Below are 20181 nucleotides of genomic sequence, written 5' to 3' on the forward strand. Positions count from 1 at the left end.
TCACGACCATCAGGGGGCGCATTCAGGGCGCCGCCTAAAACGCCGACACCGTGTCTTTCCGTTCACCCGGAGGGGCGCCTGGTCCAGAGGTTGCGACGCTAGTGCAGGGACGTTTCAAGAGGGATGGCAGTGCTTCGGCGGAGCCGGAGCCGCACGGCGGGACTGGCCCCAATGCCGGCAGTCCCTCCCCCCAGCACGCCCAGAACCCGGGCCCGGCACCGTCCGGCGACGGCGGAGAGCGCCCCGGGCGCCCCGGCGCGTCGGCACCCCCCGGGTCCCCCGGCTCCGCCGCTCCGGCGGTCAAGCCACCCAGCGGTCCGAGCGGCCCAGGGTCCCGTGTGGCCCTGCGCAACTGGCGCATCTCCACGCGCCTGGTGTCGCTGCTCGCGCTTCCCGTGGTGGCGGCCACCTCGCTGGGCGCCCTGCGCATCAGCGACAACATGAACGACATCCAGCAGCTCGACAACATGAAGCTGCTGACGGACATGACCAAGCAGGCCACCGAGCTGGCCGACGCGCTCCAGAAGGAGCGCGACCTGTCCTCCGGTCCGCTGGCGCACGGCTCGAAGGCGAGCGACTACACGGTCAAGGGCTACCGGGACAAGACGGACCGGGCCAAGACCAACTTCATCGACGCCGCCGAGCAGATCGACACCTCCAACAAGGACGGATCGCTCCAGGGCGTCCGCGAGAGCCTCGTCGGCGTGGTCGGCGACCTCGAACAGCTGTCGAAGATCCGCTCCAGCGCCTACCAGGCCAAGGACAACTCGACCCAGACCGTCGAGGCCTACCACCGTCTCGTCACGCACCTGCTGAGCCTCTCCCAGGACATGGCCGAGGCCACCAGCAACCCCGAGATGATCCAGCGCACCCGCGCCCTGGCCTCCTTCTCCTCCGCCAAGGAGTACGCGTCGATGCAGCGCGCCGTTCTGGCGGCGGCGCTCCCCGCGAACAACACCACGGTCGGCAGCCTGTCGGAGAACGACCGGCTGTACGCGCAGTCGGCCCTGGAGAGCCAGAAGTCCGAGCTGCGGAGCTTCCGGAGCATCTACGGCAGCGACAAGGCCACCGCTCTCCTCAAGCCCATCGAGGAGAACAACACGACGATCACGGCCAGCGACAAGTACGCCAGCCGCGCCCTCGCCTCCCAGAACGCCCTGGACGACCTGCCGAAGCGCTCGTACCAGGACTGGGTGGACGACAGCTCGACCAAGATCGAGCAGATGAAGAAGATCGAGCACACCCTGCTCGAGGACATGGAGCAGAAGGCCCGCGAGCTGAAGAGCGCCACCCAGCAGGACGCCATCATCTCCGGTGCGCTGATCCTGCTCGTGCTCGGTGTCTCCCTGGTCGGCGCCTTCGTCATCGCCCGCTCCATGATCCGCTCGCTGCGCCGGCTGCAGGAGACCGCCAACAAGGTCGCCCAGGACCGCCTGCCCGAGCTGGTCAAGCAGCTGTCCGAGTCGGACCCGCAGGACGTCGACACCTCCGTCGAGTCGGTCGGTGTGCACTCCCGGGACGAGATCGGCCAGGTGGCCGCGGCCTTCGACGACGTGCACCGCGAGGCGGTCCGCCTCGCTGCCGAGCAGGCCCTCCTGCGGGGCAACGTCAACGCGATGTTCACCAACCTCTCGCGCCGCTCCCAGGGCCTCATCCAGCGTCAGCTGTCGCTGATCTCCGAGCTCGAGTCCCGCGAGGCCGACCCGGACCAGCTGTCCTCGCTGTTCAAGCTCGACCACCTCGCGACGCGTATGCGCCGTAACGGTGAGAACCTCCTCGTCCTCGCCGGTGAGGAGCCCGGCCGCCGCTGGACCCGCCCGGTCCCGCTGGTCGACGTGCTCCGCGCCGCCGCCTCCGAGGTGGAGCAGTACGAGCGCATCGAGCTGGCCGCCGTGCCGACGACCGAGGTCGCCGGCCGTGTGGTCAACGACCTCGTGCACCTGCTCGCCGAGCTGCTGGAGAACGCGACCTCGTTCTCCTCGCCGCAGACCAAGGTCAAGGTCACCGGTCACGCGCTGCCCGACGGCCGCGTCCTGATCGAGATCCACGACACCGGTATCGGCCTCTCCCCCGAGGACCTCGCGGCGATCAACGAGCGGCTCGCCTCGCCGCCCACCGTGGACGTCTCCGTCTCCCGCCGCATGGGTCTGTTCGTGGTCGGCCGGCTGTCGCAGCGCCACGGCATCCGCATCCAGCTGCGCCCCTCCGACTCCGGTGGTACGACCGCGCTGGTCATGCTGCCCGTCGATGTCGCCCAGGGCGGCAAGAAGCCGCAGCCCAAGCCGGGTCAGGGCGCCGGTGCCTCCGGCGGTCCCGCCGCCGCGCAGGCAGCCGCCGGCGTGGCCGCCGCACGACGCCAGGCCGGCGCCGGTGCACCCGGTGGCGGCGCCCTCGGTGCCGGTGCCGCCTCCGGTGGTGGTCTGCTCGGTGCCGGTCAGGGCCCGCGGGCCGCGCTGCCGGGTGCCGGCGACGGCCGTCCGGGTGGGTCCGGCGGAGTGCGTGGACCGCAGTCTCCGGCAGCCCCCCAGCAGGGCCGGCCGGCTCCCGCGGGTGCGGGCGCCGGGTTCGGTCAGGCTCCGGGTGCGCCGCAGGGCCTGCAGGCCGCGGGCATGGGTCAGGACAGCTTCGGCGGCGCTCGTGGCGCCGTACCGCCGCAGTCCCCCAACAACGCCGACGCAGGCAATGAGCAGGGCCGCGGCCGGCGTGGCCGTCAGCCGCAGCTGCCGGGCCGTGGCGGTCCGCGCGCCGAGCTTCCGGGCGGCAACCAGCAGCCCCGGCCGAGCTGGAGCGACGAGAACGCGCAGCCGCCGGTGCCGCGCGCCTCGCTCGACACTCCGCGCGGCCACGACGAGACCTCCCGGATGCCGCGCATCGACGCGACGTCCGAGATGCCCGCGGTCCCGCGGTCCGACGACCGCCAGGGTCCCGGTTCCACCTCGGAATTCGCGCGCCCCGACTTCGGTGCTCCGGCGCCGGGCAACCCGCAGCACACCGGGCAGTTCGCCGCCCAGGACTTCGGGGCGCCTCAGCCGAGCACCAACGGTTCGCAGAACACGGGCCAGTTCGTCCGCTCGGACGTCTTCGGCGCGCCGTCCGGCCAGAACGGGCGAGGCGGCCACACCAACCCGAACAACCCCGCCAACACGGGCCAGTTCGCGGTCCCGCAGGCGTACGACGGCAGCTCCACGGGCCAGTTCGCCGCACCGGGCTACGACAACGGCTCCACCGGGCAGCACTCCCTGCCGGGCCAGAACCCCGGTGGCACCGGACAGTTCGAGCGTCCGGGCGGTGACTTCGGTGCTCCCCGGCAGCCGGCTCCGCAGCGTCCGCAGCAGCGGCCCGTCCGCCAGGAGCCCGAGGCGCTGCCGCCGGCGCCGGGCCCCGGCGACGGCCGTACGCCGCTGTACGACACGCTGGAGACCAACTGGTTCCACGGCCAGCAGGGCGGTCAGCAGAGCAACGGCTCCGCACCGGCCCCGCAGCAGCCGCAGGCTCCGGCCGCTCCCGCGGCCCCGCAGCACTCTGCGGCCTCACAGCGTCCCGCCACCTCTTCCTGGCGCACCTCGCCGAACGACGATCTCGTCCGGCAGGCAGAGCGTGTCAGGCAGCCGGCGGCGGGCGGCGTCACCACCTCCGGCCTGCCGCGCCGGGTGCCCCGGGCGAACCTCGTTCCGGGCACGGCTCAGCAGCAACAGCACCAAGCCGGTCCGCAGGTCTCGCGTGCGCCTGACGACGTACGCGGCCGGCTGACCAATCTCCGTCGGGGCATCGCGCAGGGTCGCCAGGCCGGTACAGGTACCGGTCAGACCGGCAGTTTCCCGAGCCCCACTCACCAGCAGGAGCGTTAGTTGAGCCAGATGAGCCAGGCGGCACAGAACCTCAACTGGTTGATCACCAACTTCGTGGACAACACCCCGGGTGTGTCCCACACCGTCGTCGTGTCCGCCGACGGTCTCCTTCTGGCGATGTCGGAAGGCTTCCCCCGCGACCGCGCCGATCAGCTCGCGGCCGTCGCGTCCGGGCTGACCTCGCTGACGGCCGGGGCCTCCCGGATCTTCGAGGGCGGCAACGTGGCGCAGACCGTCGTCGAGATGGAGCGGGGTTTCCTCTTCCTGATGTCCGTCTCGGACGGCTCGTCCCTGGCCGTGCTCGCGCACCCCGAGTGCGACATCGGCCTGGTGGGCTACGAGATGGCGCTGCTCGTCGACCGGGCAGGTGCGGTCCTCACGCCGGATCTGCGCGCCGAGCTACAGGGCAGTCTGCTCCACTGATCCGCTCAGGATCCACCCCCGTCACCACATCACCGTCCGGCCGCCACAATCCCCCCACGGCCAATAAGACGGCCAGCCCGACCGACTTGCTGTCCCGCCCGGAGGATTCATGACCCCGCCCACCGCCTCTCATGATCCGTACGCGGAGCCGTACGAGGACGAGGGCGACCAGCCACTGGTACGTCCGTACGCGATGACCGGTGGCCGGACGCGGCCGCGCTATCAGCTCGCCATCGAGGCGCTGATCAGCACCACGGCCGACCCGGCAGCACTCATGGGGCTGCTCCCGGAGCACCAGCGCATCTGCCACCTGTGCCGTGAGGTGAAGTCGGTGGCGGAGGTGTCGGCGCTCTTGTCCATGCCGCTGGGCGTGGCCCGGATCCTTGTCGCGGACCTGGCCGAGGCCGGGCTCGTCGCCATCCACCAGCCTGGTGGCGACGAGACGACCGGTGCGCCGGACGTGACCCTGCTCGAAAGGGTGCTCAGTGGACTTCGCAAGCTCTGAACCGAGTCGTGCCACCACTTCCGCCAAGATCGTGGTGGCGGGCGGCTTCGGCGTGGGCAAGACCACGTTCGTCGGCGCCGTCTCGGAGATCAACCCGCTGCGCACCGAGGCCGTCATGACCTCCGCGTCGGCGGGCATCGACGACCTCACCCACACCGGGGACAAGACCACCACCACGGTGGCCATGGACTTCGGCCGCATCACCCTGGACCAGGACCTGATCCTGTACCTCTTCGGTACGCCCGGTCAGGACCGGTTCTGGTTCATGTGGGACGACCTGGTACGCGGTGCGATCGGCGCGGTGGTGCTCGTGGACACCCGGCGCCTGGCGGACTGCTTCCCCGCGGTCGACTACTTCGAGAACAGCGGCCTGCCCTTCGTCGTCGCGCTGAACGGCTTCGACGGGCACCAGCCGTATGCTCCCGAGGAGGTGCGCGAGGCGCTGCAGATCGGGCCTGACACCCCGATCATCACGACGGACGCCCGCCACCGCGCGGATGCCAAGAGTGCGCTGATCACGCTGGTCGAGCACGCTCTCATGGCACGGCTGCGGTAACACCCAAATCAGCCATGCCGTACGGCAGTTGTCGTAGACGCATCGGAGCCGGCTGTGGCCTTTGACACGGTCGGCCCCGATGTTCATAACGTTTCGGCAGAGGAATCGGGTGGCACGGCCACGCGTCGTTGCCAAACGGTCTCGCTGCGCTCACATCAGCCCCGTCTTTTGACGGGGCTCGCTCTTTATGACCGTTTTATCTGGGGCTTACATCACACGGAATCCTTGCTTTCCACTGTTTGGAAGAGCGCAGGTCGTCGTGCTGGAATGCCTGAACTGCCCAATAGTCAAAGACGTACTCGGTAGTACTGCGTACTCAATGGCGTACTGGGCTCTGAGACACTGCGGCACAACGTTGGTGCCCGCCGCCGAGAGGTTGTTGGTCGAGTGAGGCGAAGCAAGAACGGTCCCGAGCCGTCGGCCCGGGGCAACTTCACCCCGCCGCCGCGCGGAGCGGCGCCCGCCCCTGTGCCCGGTTCGGAACCGACGGCCGTACCCGCTCCGAGCGGTGGCCGGTTCTCCCCCCGCAACTGGCGGGTGCCGACCCGGCTGAACGCGATCCTGCTCATACCCGTGACGGTCGGGCTCGTCATGGGCGGCTTCCAGGTGAAGAGCTCGATCGACACCTGGCAGGAGGCGCAGGACGCGGAGAACACCGCACGGCTGGTGCGGGCCTCCCTGACCTATGCCAACGCGGTGAACAACGAGCGCGACATCACCGCGGCACCGCTGCTCAAGGGCAAGAGCGCGACCGCCAAGGACAAGGCGACGGTCGACGCGGCCCGCAAGGTCACCGACGAGGCGGCCGACGCCTTCGACGCGGCGGCGCAGCACATGCCGCAGAAGTCCGGCCTGCTGCGCCGCCTCAAGCTGTTCCGCCAGGCCGAGCCGCAGCTGGCCACCCTGCGCGCGACCGCGTACTCCTCCAGGGTCCACGGTGTGGGGACCGAGGAGGGCTACGTCGGCATCGCCCACCCCCTGATGGAGTTCGCCAACGAGCTGGGCCTGGGCACGGGCAACATCACCAGCTACGGCCGGACCGTCTACGCCATCTCGCTCACCCAGGCCGCCCTGTCCCTGGAGCGGTCGATCGGCATGCATCTGCTGATCGCGCCCGGCCCCAAGAAGGACGACTTCGCCAAGCAGCGCATCGCCCTCTCCTCCTACGCCTACCTCGAAGGCATCGCCATCGAGGAGTACAAGGCGGGCGGCACCGAGGCGGACGCGCAGAAGCTCGTCGACCTGGAGGCGAAGGCCAAGGCCGAGGGCGTGTCCCAGGCCAAGCAGGCCGCCGCGCAGGCGGCCGCCAACAACCAGGCGTACGTGCCACCGCCGGCCGACCCGACCGCCATGGTCACGGCCCTGTCGTCGCTGCAGAGCACCGACACCAGCGCGCGCGCCGTGCTCGCCCAGCAGGGCATCACCGCCGAGAACTGGTGGGCGGTCAACACCCTCCGGTACAACGTCTACCGCCAGATCCAGGCGGACATGGCCGACAAGGCCGTGAACGAGGCCTCGAACATCGCCGACAACGCCAAGCGTGACGCCCTCATCACGGGTGCCGCCGTCGTCGTCGCCCTGCTCCTGGCGTTCATCCTGGCCGGTGCCGTGGCCCGCCAGATGTCCCGCTCGATGCGCCAGCTGCGCAACGCCGCCTTCGGCATCGCCGAGCAGCGGCTGCCGATGCTGGTCGACCAGCTCTCGCGCACCGACCCGGGCCGCGTGGACACCCGCGTGCAGCCCATCCCGATCAACACCCGCGACGAGATCGGCGAGGTCGCCCGCGCCTTCGACCAGGTCCACCGCGAGGCGGTCCGGCTCGCCGCCGAGCAGGCCCTGCTGCGGGGCAACATCAACGCGATCTTCACCAACCTCTCGCGCCGCAACCAGTCGCTGATCGAGGGCCAGCTGACCCTGATCACCGACCTGGAGAACAACGAGGCCGACCCGGACCAGCTGGAGAACCTCTTCCGCCTGGACCACCTCGCGACCCGTATGCGCCGCAACGGCGAGAACCTCCTGGTCCTCGCCGGCGAGGAGCCCGGCCGCCGCTGGGACCAGCCGGTCCCGCTCATCGACGTGGTGCGCGCCGCCTCCTCCGAGGTGGAGCAGTACGAGCGCATCGAGCTGTCGGGCGTCCCGGAGGCCGAGATCCACGGCCGCGCGGTCACCGACCTCGTGCACCTGCTCGCCGAGCTGCTGGAGAACGCCACCACATTCTCCTCCCCGCAGACCAAGGTCCGCGTCACCGCGACCCGGCTGCCCGACGGCCGCATCATGATCGAGATCCACGACAAGGGCATCGGCCTCACCGCCGAGGACTTCGCGGACATCAACCACAAGCTCGCGAACCCGCCCACCGTCGACGCCGCGATATCCCAGCGCATGGGCCTGTTCGTGGTCGGCCGGCTGTCCGACCGGCACGGCATCCGCGTGCAGCTGCGCCCCTCCGGCGAGCAGGCCGGCACCACCTCGCTGGTCATGCTGCCGGACGCGATCACCCACGGCGGTGGCGGCGAGCAGCAGCCGCGCGACGAGTTCACGGTCTCGCAGATCATCCCGGAGCAGAGCTACCAGGGTGAGGACTTCAACAACGGCCTGCCGATGCGCACGGCCGCGGAACTCGGCTTCGACGACAGCCGCTACTCCGAGATCCCGGACGACATACGCGAGCTGGACCCCGTCGGCCGCTCGCTGATGCGCGAGGAGCGCCGTGCGGCCCTGGAGGCCCAGGCGCAGGACCAGCCGGCCCAGGAGTCCCCCGAGACCCCGTACGCCGACGCGTTCGACCAGCCGTCCTACGACAGCGGCCTCGGCGGCTTCCCCGAGCAGCAGCCCGGCGGCTACGACCCGCGCCCGGCCTACGACGAGCCGCAGCAGACTCCGTACGAGGAGCAGCAGCGCCCCGCGTATGACGAGCCGGCTCAGCGCCCGTCGTACGACGAGCCGTACTACGCGCCGAACGGCGGTCTCCCGCAGAACGACACCTTCTCGTCGAACGGCGGCTACCCCGAGCCCTCGTATGCGGAACCGGTCCGCGAGGAGCGCGCCTCCGCCCCGGAGTCCTTCCCGGCCTTCCAGGAGCGGCGCCAGCAGGACGACTGGCCGCAGCAGGACACCTACCAGAGCGGTTACTCGTCTGATTACGCTCCGGAAACGGAATCTGCGCAGGCCGATGACGTGAGCGAGCGTGACCGCGTAGGCTTCGACCGTCCGGGACCGGCCTCTCCCGCCGCCCACGCGCTGACCGACGCCGGACTGCCCCGCCGCGGATCCTTCGCGGGAGGTGCGAACGGCACGAGCGGTTCGAACGGCACGCGGCACGTGAGCCAGGAGGCGTCGGCCCCCAAGCCGGAGAGCAACGGCAATGGCACCGGCGACTGGCGTTCGGCGAACGACGAGCGCTGGCAGCAGGCCTCGCAGCTCCGGAAGCCCAAGGCGGGCGGGGTCACCTCCTCCGGCCTGCCGCGGCGGGTGCCCAAGGCCAACCTGGTCGAGGGAGCCGCCGAGACCACCCCCCAGGGCGGCCCACAGGTCTCCCGCGCCCCGGAGGACGTCCGGGGCAGGCTGAGCAACCTGCGCCGGGGCGTCCAGCGCGGACGCAACGCCGGCGCAGGCAGTGAAACGAACGGTCAGGGCTTCGGTTCTGACAGCACCTACAACCAGGAGCGTTAGTGTGAGCCCGATGAGCCAGGCGGCACAGAACCTGAACTGGTTGATCACCAACTTCGTGGACAACACCCCGGGGGTGTCCCACACGGTGGTGGTCTCCGCCGACGGACTCCTTCTGGCGATGTCCGAAGGGTTTCCGCGCGACCGCGCCGATCAGCTCGCGGCCGTCGCCTCCGGTCTGACCTCGCTGACCGCAGGTGCCTCGCGCATCTTCGAGGGCGGCAGCGTGAACCAGACCGTTGTGGAGATGGAGCGGGGATTCCTGTTCATCATGTCCATCTCCGACGGTTCCTCGCTCGCGGTGCTGGCCCACCCCGAGGCGGACATCGGTCTCATCGGGTACGAGATGGCTCTTCTGGTCGACCGTGCCGGTACGGTCCTGACACCGGATCTCCGTGCGGAGCTCCAGGGCAGCCTGCTCAACTGACAGTCAGACGGTGCGTTTTGGTGTCCCGGGGCCGTAAGGTTTCGGGACGCGGCTCCACAGGGATTGGGTGCCCGGCACGTTCGGAGGAGGAGAAGAGAGTGGCAACACCCCCAGGCGGTTCGAATTCGGGCAACTGGTCGTACGGCCCTGCCCAGGGTCAGGGCGGCGGTCCCCAGAACCCGAACCGCTACAACTTCCCCTCCACCCCGAGCCAGCGGCGTCAGAACCCGTATGCGCCCCAGGGCCCGCAGGGCCCCGGCCCTTCGCCGTACGACCAGCCGCCGGCGCCGCGCATCCAGCCCGTGCAGCCGCAGCGACGCGCTCCCGAGCCGGCGCCCGCAGGGTCGTCGAACAACCCCTTGGTGCGTCCGTACGCCATGACCGGCGGCCGGACCCGCCCGCGCTACCAGCTCGCCATCGAGGCGCTGGTGCACACCACCGCGCAGCCGCACCAGATGCAGGGCCAGCTGCCCGAGCATCAGCGGATCTGCAACCTCTGCCGCGAGATCAAGTCGGTGGCGGAAATCTCCGCCCTCCTGACGATCCCTCTCGGCGTGGCCAGGATCCTCGTCGCCGACTTGGCGGAGGCGGGACTGGTCGCCATCCATCAGCCCGGCGGCGACGAGAACGCCGGCGGCCAGCCAGACGTGACACTGCTCGAAAGGGTGCTCAGTGGACTTCGCAAGCTCTAGCGGCGGTCCTTCCCGCTCCACCACCTCGGCGAAGATCGTGGTGGCGGGTGGCTTCGGCGTGGGCAAGACCACGTTCGTCGGGGCCGTCTCGGAGATCAACCCGCTGCGTACCGAGGCCGTCATGACGTCCGCGTCGGCGGGCATCGACGACCTCACCCACACCGGGGACAAGACCACCACCACGGTGGCCATGGACTTCGGCCGTATCACCCTGGACCAGGACCTGATCCTGTACCTGTTCGGCACCCCCGGTCAGGACCGGTTCTGGTTCATGTGGGACGACCTGGTGCGGGGCGCCATCGGCGCGATCGTCCTGGTCGACACCCGCCGTCTCGCCGACTGCTTCCCCGCGGTCGACTACTTCGAGAACAGCGGTCTGCCCTTCGTGATCGCCCTGAACGGCTTCGACGGCAACCAGCCGTACAACCCGGACGAGGTCCGTGAAGCCCTCCAGATCGGTCCGGACACCCCGATCATCACCACCGATGCCCGGCACCGGGCCGACGCCAAGAGCGCGCTGATCACCCTGGTCGAGCACGCTCTCATGGCACGACTGCGCTAGCACCCCCCTGCAAGTGGGCCCCCTCCTCGGAGGGGGCCTGTTTGCTGTCTCCGGCAAGAGAGATCACAGAAGGGCCCCTCCCGGCCGGGAGGGGCCCTTCTGTGGCCGTGAAACGACTAGTGCCAGCTGTGCGGGGCGCGGAAGCCGCCCTCGCGCTCCAGGCGGCGCCAGCCGGCCTTGGGGCGGGGGTGGTGGGGCTGGGCCTCGGAGGGGGCGGCCGCGGCGCGGGCCAGGAGGACGGCCGTGATGGCGGCGACTTCCTCGGGCTCGGCGTGGCCCTTCTCGACACGAATGTCAGGGGTGCTCATAGGTCTCAGTCTCCGTGAGAGAGGTTTCCGCGAGGGTGTCGCGGAGGGTCCGCTGGGTTACTGCGGGGGGTTGCCGTGCTTGCGGGAGGGCAGGTCGGCGTGCTTGGTCTGCAGCATCGCCAGGGAGCGGATGAGGATCTCGCGGGTCTCGGTCGGGTCGATGACGTCGTCGACCAGGCCGCGTTCGGCCGCGTAGTACGGGTGCATGAGCTCGGACTTGTACTCCTTGACCATGCGGGCCCGCATGGCCTCGGGGTCCTCGGCCTCTGCGATCTGTCGCCGGAAGATGACGTTGGCGGCCCCTTCGGCGCCCATCACGGCGATCTCGTTCGTCGGCCAGGCATAGGTGAGGTCGGCACCGATGGACTGGCTGTCCATGACGATGTACGCACCTCCGTACGCCTTGCGCAGGATCAGCGAAATCCTCGGCACGGTCGCGTTGCAGTAGGCGTAGAGGAGCTTCGCGCCGTGGCGGATGATTCCGCCGTGCTCCTGGTCGACACCGGGGAGGAACCCCGGGACGTCCAGGAAGGTGACGATCGGGATGTTAAAAGCGTCACACATCTGGACAAAGCGCGCAGCTTTTTCCGAGGCCTCGATGTCCAGGACGCCGGCGAGGGTCTGCGGCTGGTTGGCGACGATGCCCACCACCTGGCCGTCCAGGCGGCCCAGCGCGCAGATGATGTTGCGGGCCCAGCGCTCGTGGACCTCGAGGTAGTCGCCGTCGTCGACGATCTCCTCGATCACCTTGGCCATGTCGTAGGGCCGGTTGCCGTCCGCCGGGACCAGGTCGAGCAGCACGTCGCTGCGGCGGTCCGCCGCGTCCGTGGACTCCACCCGCGGCGGGTTCTCCCGGTTGTTCTGCGGCAGGAGGGAGAGCAGGTAGCGGACCTCGGCGATGCAGGTCTCTTCGTCGTCGTAGGCGAAGTGGCACACACCGCTCGTCTCGGCGTGCACGTCCGCGCCGCCCAGGCCGTTCTGGGTGATCTCCTCGCCCGTCACGGCCTTGACCACGTCCGGGCCGGTGATGAACATCTGCGAGGTCTCGCGGACCATGAACACGAAGTCGGTGAGGGCGGGGCTGTAGGCCGCGCCGCCGGCGCAGGGGCCGAGCATGACCGAGATCTGCGGGATGACGCCGCTGGCCTTGGTGTTGCGTTGGAAGATGCCGCCGTAGCCGGCCAGCGCCGAGACGCCCTCCTGGATGCGGGCGCCGGCGCCGTCGTTGAGGGAGACCAGGGGGGCACCGGCCGCGATGGCCATGTCCATGATCTTGTGGATCTTGGTGGCGTGGGCCTCGCCCAGCGCGCCGCCGAAGATGCGGAAGTCATGGGCGTAGACGAAGACCGTGCGGCCCTCCACCGTGCCCCAGCCGGTGATCACACCGTCCGTGTAGGGCTTCTTCGCTTCCAGGCCGAAGCCGACCGCGCGGTGCCGGCGCAGCTGCTCGACCTCCTGGAAGGAGCCCGGGTCCAGGAGCAGCTCGATGCGCTCCCGGCCGGTCAGCTTGCCCTTGGCGTGCTGCGCCTCGGTCGCCTTCTCGCTCGGGCCGGCCAGTGCCTGCGCACGGATCTCGTGCAGTTCGGCCACTCGCCCGCGCGCGTCCGTCGGCTCACCCGGCGCCTCATCCAAAACGGTCATGTAGTGACCTTACGAAGCCCACCCAAGAAAGCGAGCCGTCGACTCCGTACAGTCTCCGGCCCGTTTTCCTGGTGCCACTGAACAGAACCCGGGCGGCATGCAGGCCTTCCGACTGCTCAGAGGGCGTGTGGCTTGTAGGGGTCACACAAAGCCGTCAGCTGAGAGCCAGCTCACATCGATGAGTCGCACATGACACGCCTGGGGTAATCCGGAGCGTCGTACGGCGGCCGGTACGGAGGACTTCCACGGTGTCGTCGGCCCGCACCACCCCGCGCACCGGGTGGTCCCAGGCGATCTCGAACGGCTCACCCGTTCGAGGGGGCTCGCTCACACAGAGGGTAGCGGTACGGCGGTGACGGCGTACGAGGACGCTCGCGGCCGCGGAGGCGGTCAGCGGGCCCGCCGTGCCAGGCGCCCAGAAGTTGGCGGCCTTCAGGCCGAGGGAGGGGATGTGGACGGCCTGGCAGGTGCTGTCGTTGGCGAGGAGCGACAGCCAGTGGCGGTCGGCGGCGCGGGAGGCGACGGCCCGGCGGGAGGCTCCGGGCATGAGCAGGTAGACGTAGGTGGCGCCGGTCGGGTCCGTGCCGTGGTCGAGCCAGAGGGTCTGCCAGCGGCGGGTGGCCCGCTGGGTGGTGCTGGTGGCGTTGATGTCCGACCAGGCGCCGGTGCGGTCCTCGCGGAGGGTGTGCAGCCCGTCGCCGGGGACGACCCAGCCGCCGTGGCCCTCCAGATGGGCCCAGTCCCTCCCCCGTACGAACTCCTGCGTCCCGCCCTCGCCCAGGTTGCGGTTGTCCACGACGGTCTCGACCGGGACGCCGTCGGTGCAGGTGATGCCCGCGCCGAGGCAGATCACCGCGTCCGTGACGCAGAACCACGACTTGCGGGCCTGAAGCGTCGAGCCGAGGCCCTTGAGGTGCTGGCCGACGGCCGCGTACTCGCCGTCCGTCGTGCCGCCGACCCAGCGCACGTCCGGCTTGGGCGCGCCCCACTCGCCGCCCGCCTTGTCGGCCAGCGGAAGGGTGGAGACGGTGGTGCCGGGGAGGCGGTACCAGTCGACGGTCGGCCAGAACCAGTCTGTGTACTGATCGGACCGGCCACTGGGCCCTTTCGGCCACCAGTAGAGCATTCCGGCGCCCGTGTGCCAGCCGCGCGGGTTCTCGCCGTTGCCGCACTCGTAGTACGCGATGCGGTCGCTGCACATGGCGATGCTCGCCGTGAAGCCCGGGCCGCGGTGCACGGCGCGGTCCATCGCCGGGAAGAGGTGGTGGCCGGCGGGTTCGGGGGCGGCCGGGACCGGCGCGTCGGCGACCGCGCGCAGCCGGGCCAGGTCGGCGACGTCGAACTGGCGCGCCGTCAGGATCGGTGTCACGGTGTCCCGTTCGATCCAGCCCTTGATGTACGCGTACCAGCGGTCCCGCTCCGCCGCGCTCGCCCCGCCGGCCAGCAGGGCGACTGCCGCGATGATGCCCTGCCCGTGGAAGTGGTCGCTGCGCATGACCTGACGGTCGTCGCTCTTGAGCAAACCCCGGCTGATCGCGCGGCCGTTGACGGCGTCCATCACCAACCCGTCGTGGATCAGGGGCGCGTAGGCATGCTCGACGCTGTCGAGGACGATCTGCCGGTTGGGGTCGGTCACCTCCCAGGCGGACCCGGCCAGGAGCGTGAAGAGGCGGCCGAGACCGTCGAGCATGACCTGTCCGTACGTCCCCGAGTACGCGACCCAGGTGTGCTGGATGAACGAGCCGTCCGCGTACAGCCCGTCCCCCTTCGTGACGTACGGGAAGACCGGGGAGAGGGCGTCGCGGGCGAGGGCGAGCTTGGCGTCCGCGTGGCCGAGGATGCCGCGCAGGGCGACCGAGCGGCACAGGTCGACGCGGTTGGCGCCGGTGGAGGTGCCGGAGTAGTCGGTGAGCATCGCGTCGGGGATGAAGTGGTCCACGGCGGCGCAGGCCGCTGCCCGCCGGCCCTCGGTGAGGTCGTCGTAGAGGACGGCCGTGATGTCCATCAGCAGGCGGGGGCTGCCGATCTGCCATTCCCACCAGTTGCCGTAGCGGGTGGTGGAGGGGTTGTAGATCGTCGCGGAGAGGTGGTCGAGGCCGCACAGGACGGCCGCGAGGAGGGCGGGGTCGCCGGTCGAGCCGGTGCCCTGCTGGACGTAGGCCTGGGTCATCGTCCACAGGCGGCCGTAGCTCTGGGTGATGCCGGAGGGCGGGTCGTAGGGGTAGCCGGGCCACAGGGAGGTGGGGGTGGGGGCCATGGTGGCCTGGGCGGCGCGGGCGAGTTCGCCGGTTTCGGCGAGCCGGGAGGCGTATGGCTCCACCGTGGGGTCGTAGCCCGTGCCGAGGGCGAGGTCGAGCCAGCGGCGGCGGAGGGCGTCGTAGGGGTCGGGGGCGGCGGCGCGGGCGGGCGGTGCGGCCGTGGCCAGGAGGGCCGCCGCGAGTAAGACGGCTCTGCGGGTGGGTCTCATGGAGCCCCTGCGATGGGTGGTCATGCCATGGGCATCTACCACCTCAGCGTAACCACGCCAACACTTTGGTGATGACGTTGAAACCCGAAGGGAATAGGTCTACGGTCGTTCTCGTTGAGTAGTTCAACGTTCAACATACTCACCCAGGGAGCACAGCCATGACGAACCCCGACCTGACCGCACTGACCGGCGACTACGCGATCGACACGGCCCACTCCACCATCGGCTTCACCGTCCGCCACGCCATGGTCACCAACGTCAAGGGCAAGTTCCTCGACTTCAGCGGGTCACTTCACCTGGACGGCGGCAACCCGTCCGCGTCGTCGGCCTCCATCGACGTCAAGATGGAGAGCATCGACACGGGCTCGGCCGACCGTGACGGTCACCTGAAGAGCGCGGACTTCTTCAAGATCGACGAGTTCCCGACGATGACCTTCCGCTCGACCTCGGCGGAGGCCCTCGGCGGTGATGACTACCGCATCACCGGTGACCTCACCATCCTCGGCACCACCAAGCCGCTCACCATCGACCTCGAGTTCAACGGCGCCGCGAAGGACCCCTTCGGCAACGAGCGCGTGGGCTTCGAGGGCAAGGCCGAGATCCTGCGCTCCGAGTGGGGGCTGACGTGGAACGCGGCGCTGGAGACGGGCGGGGTGCTGGTCTCCGACAAGATCAAGCTGAACTTCGACATCTCGGCGATCAAGAGCGCCTGATTCCGGCGCCTGAAGCGGAGCCGGGGCGCGGGGTCAGTACTCGATGCTCGGGTACCAGTCGCCGCGCCCCCGCGGCGTCAGGTCCAGGAGGTGCCAGACCGGGGCCAGGAGGTCGATGCCCCGTTCCTTGATGTCGTCGGCCATGCGGGGGTGCGTGGAGTAGAAGTGGCGGACCGTGCCGTCCTCGTCCCGGGTGAACACCGAGACGGTGGAGTCCTGTTCGCCGTTCTCGTCCTCGCTGCCGGTGTCGTACTTGAACGTGCTGTCGCCGCAGCTCAGCAGGCGCAGCCCGTGCCAGCCGCGGTTGCGGGCGTGCTGCCGCAGGACGGGCGGGTCGGCGGCGGCCGCGACGACGAAGTCGGCGTTGCAGGTGACGTGGTGGGCGACGCCGCTGAAGCCGTCGATCCACAGGGTGCACATCGGGCAGGGGTCGGTCTGCTTCTTGCCGTACATGAACTGGTAGACGATCAGCGGGCGTTCGGGGGCGCTGAACAGCTCGCTCAGCCTCACCTCGCGCACCGGGGTGTCGCCGGCGTCGAGGTCGGCGGGGCCTTCGAGGAAGGTGTAGTCGTCGACGGGCGGCCCCGGCGGAAGCGCGCGCCGCTGAGCGGCGACCGCCTCCCGGCGGCGCATGAGCTCGATCTCGGCCAGGCGCAGCTCTTCGCGGGCGGCGAGGTACTCCGCGGTCTCCCCGGCCAGTCGTGTGTGCCGCAACATCGCGTCCTCCTGGGGTGGGGTCCCCCCGTGCCGGTTCTTCCACTGTAGGGCGGCGGTCACCGCCGGCAGATCTGCTGCACCGCGCGGTCGATGCCGGCGAGCTGCGCCGCGGTGGGTACGACCGGTGCCCGGCCCTCGCGGCGGGCGTTGCGCACGGTCACGAACAGCAGGGGGGTTCCCTGCTGTGGCAGGGGCAGCTGGCAGTAGACGTTCAGGCGGGTGTGCAGGATGCGGACCTGACCGGGCAGGAGCGCGGCGCCGGATACCGGCAGGGTCTGCAGGAAGCCGTCGTAGCCCTGCCTCGTTCCCGTGAGGGTGACGGGAGAGGCTGCGGCCACACTGAGGGTGATGCCGAGGTCCAGGGTGTAGCGCTGCGGCCTCTCCACCGCGGTGATCCGGACACTGGTGGCGGCGACCGGGTCGGGCGGCGGGCGGGTGGCGACGACGTATCCGAGAAGCACGCCCAGCAGGGCCGCGCAGACCGACCCGACGACCGTCACCCGGACCCTGCGCGACAACGCCCGCCATCGCTCACCGAGCAGCGGCCGATCGTCGCCGAAGCCCTCGACGACGTCCCGTTCGCCCTCATCGGGCGGGGTCACCATTTCCCAAGGGTAGGGTCGCGTCCGGCCGTTGGACATCGGTCGGAGCAATCTGTGCCGCCGTCGCCCGCCTGCGCGGCACCGGCAGCAGCCACCACGCCGACGCCACCGAGAGCACCGCGCCGACGGCGATGCCCTCCAGTCGGGTCGGCAGCAGGTGCTGGGCGTTCTGGCCGAAGTAGCCGAGGAGGAGGGAGAGGGCGCAGGTCATGCCGGCCGCCCAGTAGGCGTAGCTGAGCGGGCGCAGCCACAGCGCGACCGCGAGGACGGCGAACATCAGGGCCACGGAGGCATGGCCGGTGACGCCGGCCGTCGCGACGCCCGTCGCCAGCAGCGTGCCGACGCAGGCCCCGGCGAGGCGCTCGGCCCCCTTGCGCAGCACGTCGTTCCGGCCGCGGTTGCCGCTCGCCGCGACATACGCGGTGAGGACCACCCAGGGCCAGTGGCCGTCGAAGAGCAGGCGGCCGAGGGCGAAGGCGATGGCGACTCCGGCCGCCATCTGCAGGGCCATGCGTGTGCTCGGGCGGGGATGGAGGCGGGAGCGGCGCGGCGGCTGCTCGGGGACCGGCTCGGCGCGCCAGGGCCCGTAGCGGTCCCCCAGCCCCTGCACCAGCCAGACCGAGCAGCACGCCAGCGCCCCGATCAGCGCCGCCCAGAACCAGGTCACCAGCCCGCTCTGCGCCTCGGGCGGCAGTGCGGGACCCGGGACCACCAGGAGGGCGATGAGCGGGAGGGTCAGCAGGGTGCCGGCCTTCGTGGCGGCCGGGCCGTAGCGGCGGATCCAGATGGCCAGCGAGATGCCCGCCGTGAAGACGGCGGCGCCGATCACGTAGTGGGCGGCGATCAGCCGGCCGAGGAAGATCGACGCACCGGCCGTCACGGGCAGTACCACCAGCGCGGTGAGCCGACGCCGGGTGTCCGCGGTGCGCTGGGTCGAGGACAGGGTGAGCGACAGGGCCACCGCGAGGACGAGCACGTCGGTGTGCAGCCCGGCGGCGCCCTCCAGCACGAGGGCGGCGGCCCAGCAGAGCAGCATCGCGGTCATCGTCAAAGCCGCTTCGTACGCATTGCGTATCAGTTTTGCGGTCACTCACCTGATGTTACGGGCATCTACCGCCTCGAGGAGTCTTAAGTTAGTAAGCAATCGCGTACGATCTCGGTCATGGACCATCCCTCCGAAGCCGCCCGTGTCCGCCGTGGCGTCATGCGTCTCAACCGTCGGCTGCGGCAGGAGCGCGGCGACGGGAGTCTCAGCGCCAACCAGTTGTTGGTGCTCGGCCACCTGCACCGGCACGGAGCGGCCACCCCCGGCGAGGTCGCGGCGGCCGAGCGGCAGCGGCCGCAGTCGCTGACCCGGGTCTTCGCGGAGCTGCAGGCGGAGGGGCTGATCGCGCGGGAGCCGGGCACGGTCGACCGGCGGCAGTCCGTGCTGTCCCTGACCGAGGCGGGCCGGCGGGCGCTGGAGCGGGACATGGCCGAGCGGGACGCCTGGCTGTCCGGTGCCCTGGCGTCGCTGAGCCCGACGGAGCGGGGCCTGCTGGAGCTGGCGGCGGCGCTGATGGAGCGGCTGGCGGACGAGGCCTGAACCGCCCTGGCGCGGGAGGCCTGAACCGCCCTGGCGCGGGGAGTTGCCTCAGAACCCTCCGCCGAAGTCCCCGCCGCCCCCGAAGTCCCCTCCCCCGCCGTCGCCGAAGCCGCCCCCGAAGTCACCCGGGTCGAAGTCCGCGCCGGAGGTGTCGCCGCCCTCGTATCCGCCGCCGAAGTCCCCGTATCCGGTGCCGTAGTCGGCCGCGTACGACGGGGTCGCCATCATGCTGCCCAGCAGGGTGCCGACGAGCAGGCCGGGCAGCAGGCCCCCGCCGAAATAGCCGCCCGCCCAGGGGCCGTAGGCCGGGCCCGCGTCCCAGTAGGGGCGGCGGCCCTGGTCGGTGTCGACCTCGCGGACGACGGGGTCGCGGCCGTCGGCGAGGCGGGTGGCGTCGGCCGCGCAGACGGGGACCTGGCGCGGGGCGCCGCCCGGGGGCGTCCAGTCGGCGTCGGCGACGGACGGGCCGTGGCGGGGGTCGAAGAAGCAGGGCGGCCGGCGTTCGGGCAGCGGGCGGCCCTCGCGGCGGGCGGCGAGCAGGGCCAGCGAGAAGCGGCCGTCCTCCAGGGCCTGGGTGACGGCGCGCACGTCCTCGGGTCTACGGGCCTCGGCCATGGCCGACTTGGCCTGCTCGTAGGCGTCCAGCGCCCGTTCGTAGTCGGCCCGCATGGCGTCGTCGGCGCCCGCCTCCGCCGGGTGGAAGTCGAGGCGGTCCAGTTCCTCGCCGAAGGCCGTGATGTCCTCGTCGACCACGACCCGCAGCCGGTCCAGCGCCGCCTGCTGCTCCGCGGCCCTGCGGCGCCGGCTCCGCCGTACCAGCGTGTAGGCGCCCGCGCCGCCCGCCACCAGCACCGCGCCCGCGGTGACCAGCGCGGTGGACGACACCCCGCCGCCGGAGGAGGAGCCCCAGCTCGACGGGGCGGAGCCGCCCATGTTGGTGACGGCGCTGTTCGTGAAGTCGGTCAGCTGGGTCCTGGCGGCCTTGTCGCCCTGGACGCTGCTGACGAGGTTCTGTACGGCCGTGCGCGGCAGGACGGAGGAGTCGGCCCTCGCGTCGAAGCGGTCACCGAGACGGATCGCGTACAGGCCCGTGATGCCGGTCGCGGTGCGCAGGTTCCGGAAGAGGTCCCTCGTGGGGTAACCGGCGGGGAGGACCGCGACGAAGAGCGGCTTGTCGGCGTCCTTGATCTGTTTCGCGAGGGCTTGCGCGTCGGCGGACGACAGCTGGGCGCTCGCCGCCGGATCGACGTAGACCGGGCCCTTGCGCAGGGCCTCGGCGATCGTCGAGACGCTCGTGTCGGCGGAGGCCGGCGGGGAGCCCGCCGACAGTACGGTCAGGGCGGCGAGCAGCAGGGCCAGGAGCAGCCCCGGGAGGCTTCGGGTCCGTACGACGGCCTTCATGGTTCGAAGCTACCCGAAGCCTCCCAAAACTGGTCATCCGTTCAGGTGAAAGAGGCGGATGA

17 protein-coding genes are annotated in these 20181 nt (G+C 70.8%); 10 read left to right on the forward strand and 7 right to left on the reverse strand.

All coding sequences use genetic code 11. The features are described 5' to 3' along the window. Window positions 1-101: 101 nt before the first annotated feature. The 8 genes from ACFY1U_RS40285 (at window position 102) to ACFY1U_RS40320 (ending at window position 10685) form a co-directional block, all read left to right on the forward strand. On the forward strand, window positions 102-3848 hold the full coding sequence (locus tag ACFY1U_RS40285) for a nitrate- and nitrite sensing domain-containing protein (RefSeq protein WP_390699004.1): 3747 nt from the start codon (window positions 102-104) through the stop codon (window positions 3846-3848). A 9-nt stretch (window positions 3849-3857) separates the two neighbouring features. Further along, entirely contained in the window at window positions 3858-4271 is a 414-nt protein-coding gene (locus ACFY1U_RS40290; protein WP_003973453.1) for a roadblock/LC7 domain-containing protein, read from the forward strand. A 109-nt stretch (window positions 4272-4380) separates the two neighbouring features. Continuing rightward, complete coding sequence (locus ACFY1U_RS40295; RefSeq protein ID WP_030943001.1) at window positions 4381-4776, forward strand: DUF742 domain-containing protein; 396 nt, start codon at window positions 4381-4383, stop codon at window positions 4774-4776. Beyond that, window positions 4757-5332, forward strand: coding sequence for an ATP/GTP-binding protein (locus tag ACFY1U_RS40300; RefSeq protein WP_115905688.1), 576 nt, complete (start codon window positions 4757-4759; stop codon window positions 5330-5332). Before ACFY1U_RS40295 ends, ACFY1U_RS40300 begins: the two co-directional genes overlap by 20 nt. A gap of 387 nt (window positions 5333-5719) precedes the next feature. Beyond that, window positions 5720-9007: a nitrate- and nitrite sensing domain-containing protein gene (locus ACFY1U_RS40305; protein WP_390699005.1), complete on the forward strand. Its 3288-nt coding sequence runs from the start codon at window positions 5720-5722 to the stop codon at window positions 9005-9007. A gap of 10 nt (window positions 9008-9017) precedes the next feature. Next, the gene (locus ACFY1U_RS40310; RefSeq protein WP_004983065.1) at window positions 9018-9431 is read left to right on the forward strand and encodes a roadblock/LC7 domain-containing protein; all 414 of its coding nucleotides are present in this window, start codon (window positions 9018-9020) and stop codon (window positions 9429-9431) included. 98 nt (window positions 9432-9529) lie between these two features. After that, window positions 9530-10123, forward strand: a complete 594-nt coding sequence (locus ACFY1U_RS40315) for a DUF742 domain-containing protein (protein WP_390699006.1) — start codon at window positions 9530-9532, stop codon at window positions 10121-10123. Then, on the forward strand, window positions 10104-10685 hold the full coding sequence (locus ACFY1U_RS40320; protein ID WP_026248371.1) for an ATP/GTP-binding protein: 582 nt from the start codon (window positions 10104-10106) through the stop codon (window positions 10683-10685). Before ACFY1U_RS40315 ends, ACFY1U_RS40320 begins: the two co-directional genes overlap by 20 nt. Window positions 10686-10801: 116 nt before the next feature. On the opposite strand, the gene ACFY1U_RS40325 is transcribed toward ACFY1U_RS40320, so the two are convergent. The 3 genes from ACFY1U_RS40325 to ACFY1U_RS40335 all read right to left on the reverse strand — a co-directional run bounded on the left by ACFY1U_RS40325 (window position 10802) and on the right by ACFY1U_RS40335 (window position 15101). Next, window positions 10802-10993, reverse strand: coding sequence for an acyl-CoA carboxylase subunit epsilon (locus ACFY1U_RS40325; RefSeq protein WP_390699007.1), 192 nt, complete (start codon window positions 10991-10993; stop codon window positions 10802-10804). Between the two features lie 57 nt (window positions 10994-11050). After that, window positions 11051-12634: an acyl-CoA carboxylase subunit beta gene (locus tag ACFY1U_RS40330; protein WP_390699008.1), complete on the reverse strand. Its 1584-nt coding sequence runs from the start codon at window positions 12632-12634 to the stop codon at window positions 11051-11053. A 154-nt stretch (window positions 12635-12788) separates the two neighbouring features. Then, a complete protein-coding gene (locus tag ACFY1U_RS40335) occupies window positions 12789-15101 on the reverse strand; it encodes a polysaccharide lyase 8 family protein (RefSeq protein ID WP_390699009.1) in 2313 nt (770 codons plus the stop codon). Window positions 15102-15259: 158 nt separating this feature from the next. Between ACFY1U_RS40335 and ACFY1U_RS40340 the strand changes: the two genes are divergently transcribed. Beyond that, a complete protein-coding gene (locus ACFY1U_RS40340; protein ID WP_390699010.1) occupies window positions 15260-15814 on the forward strand; it encodes a YceI family protein in 555 nt (184 codons plus the stop codon). 33 nt (window positions 15815-15847) lie between these two features. Here ACFY1U_RS40340 and ACFY1U_RS40345 read toward each other — a convergent pair whose 3' ends face one another. From ACFY1U_RS40345 to ACFY1U_RS40355, 3 genes are read right to left on the reverse strand one after another with little or no spacing between them, the layout of a single operon-like run. After that, on the reverse strand, window positions 15848-16531 hold the full coding sequence (locus ACFY1U_RS40345; protein WP_390699011.1) for a DUF899 family protein: 684 nt from the start codon (window positions 16529-16531) through the stop codon (window positions 15848-15850). Window positions 16532-16587: 56 nt separating this feature from the next. Continuing rightward, window positions 16588-17136, reverse strand: a complete 549-nt coding sequence (locus tag ACFY1U_RS40350) for a hypothetical protein (RefSeq protein ID WP_390699012.1) — start codon at window positions 17134-17136, stop codon at window positions 16588-16590. After that, complete coding sequence (locus ACFY1U_RS40355; protein WP_390699013.1) at window positions 17117-18223, reverse strand: FUSC family protein; 1107 nt, start codon at window positions 18221-18223, stop codon at window positions 17117-17119. The genes ACFY1U_RS40350 and ACFY1U_RS40355 overlap by 20 nt, the downstream gene beginning before the upstream one ends. A 72-nt stretch (window positions 18224-18295) precedes the next feature. On the opposite strand from ACFY1U_RS40355, the gene ACFY1U_RS40360 reads away from it, so the two are divergent. Beyond that, window positions 18296-18718 (forward strand): MarR family winged helix-turn-helix transcriptional regulator, encoded by a 423-nt coding sequence (locus ACFY1U_RS40360; protein ID WP_390699014.1) that lies wholly within the window; start codon window positions 18296-18298, stop codon window positions 18716-18718. Between the two features lie 48 nt (window positions 18719-18766). Here the strand turns inward: ACFY1U_RS40360 and ACFY1U_RS40365 are convergent, their stop codons facing one another. After that, window positions 18767-20119, reverse strand: a complete 1353-nt coding sequence (locus ACFY1U_RS40365; protein ID WP_390699015.1) for a hypothetical protein — start codon at window positions 20117-20119, stop codon at window positions 18767-18769. Window positions 20120-20181: the final 62 nt, after the last annotated feature.

The sequence above is a fragment of the Streptomyces sp. NPDC001351 genome (assembly GCF_042896045.1).
Classification (GTDB): domain Bacteria; phylum Actinomycetota; class Actinomycetes; order Streptomycetales; family Streptomycetaceae; genus Streptomyces.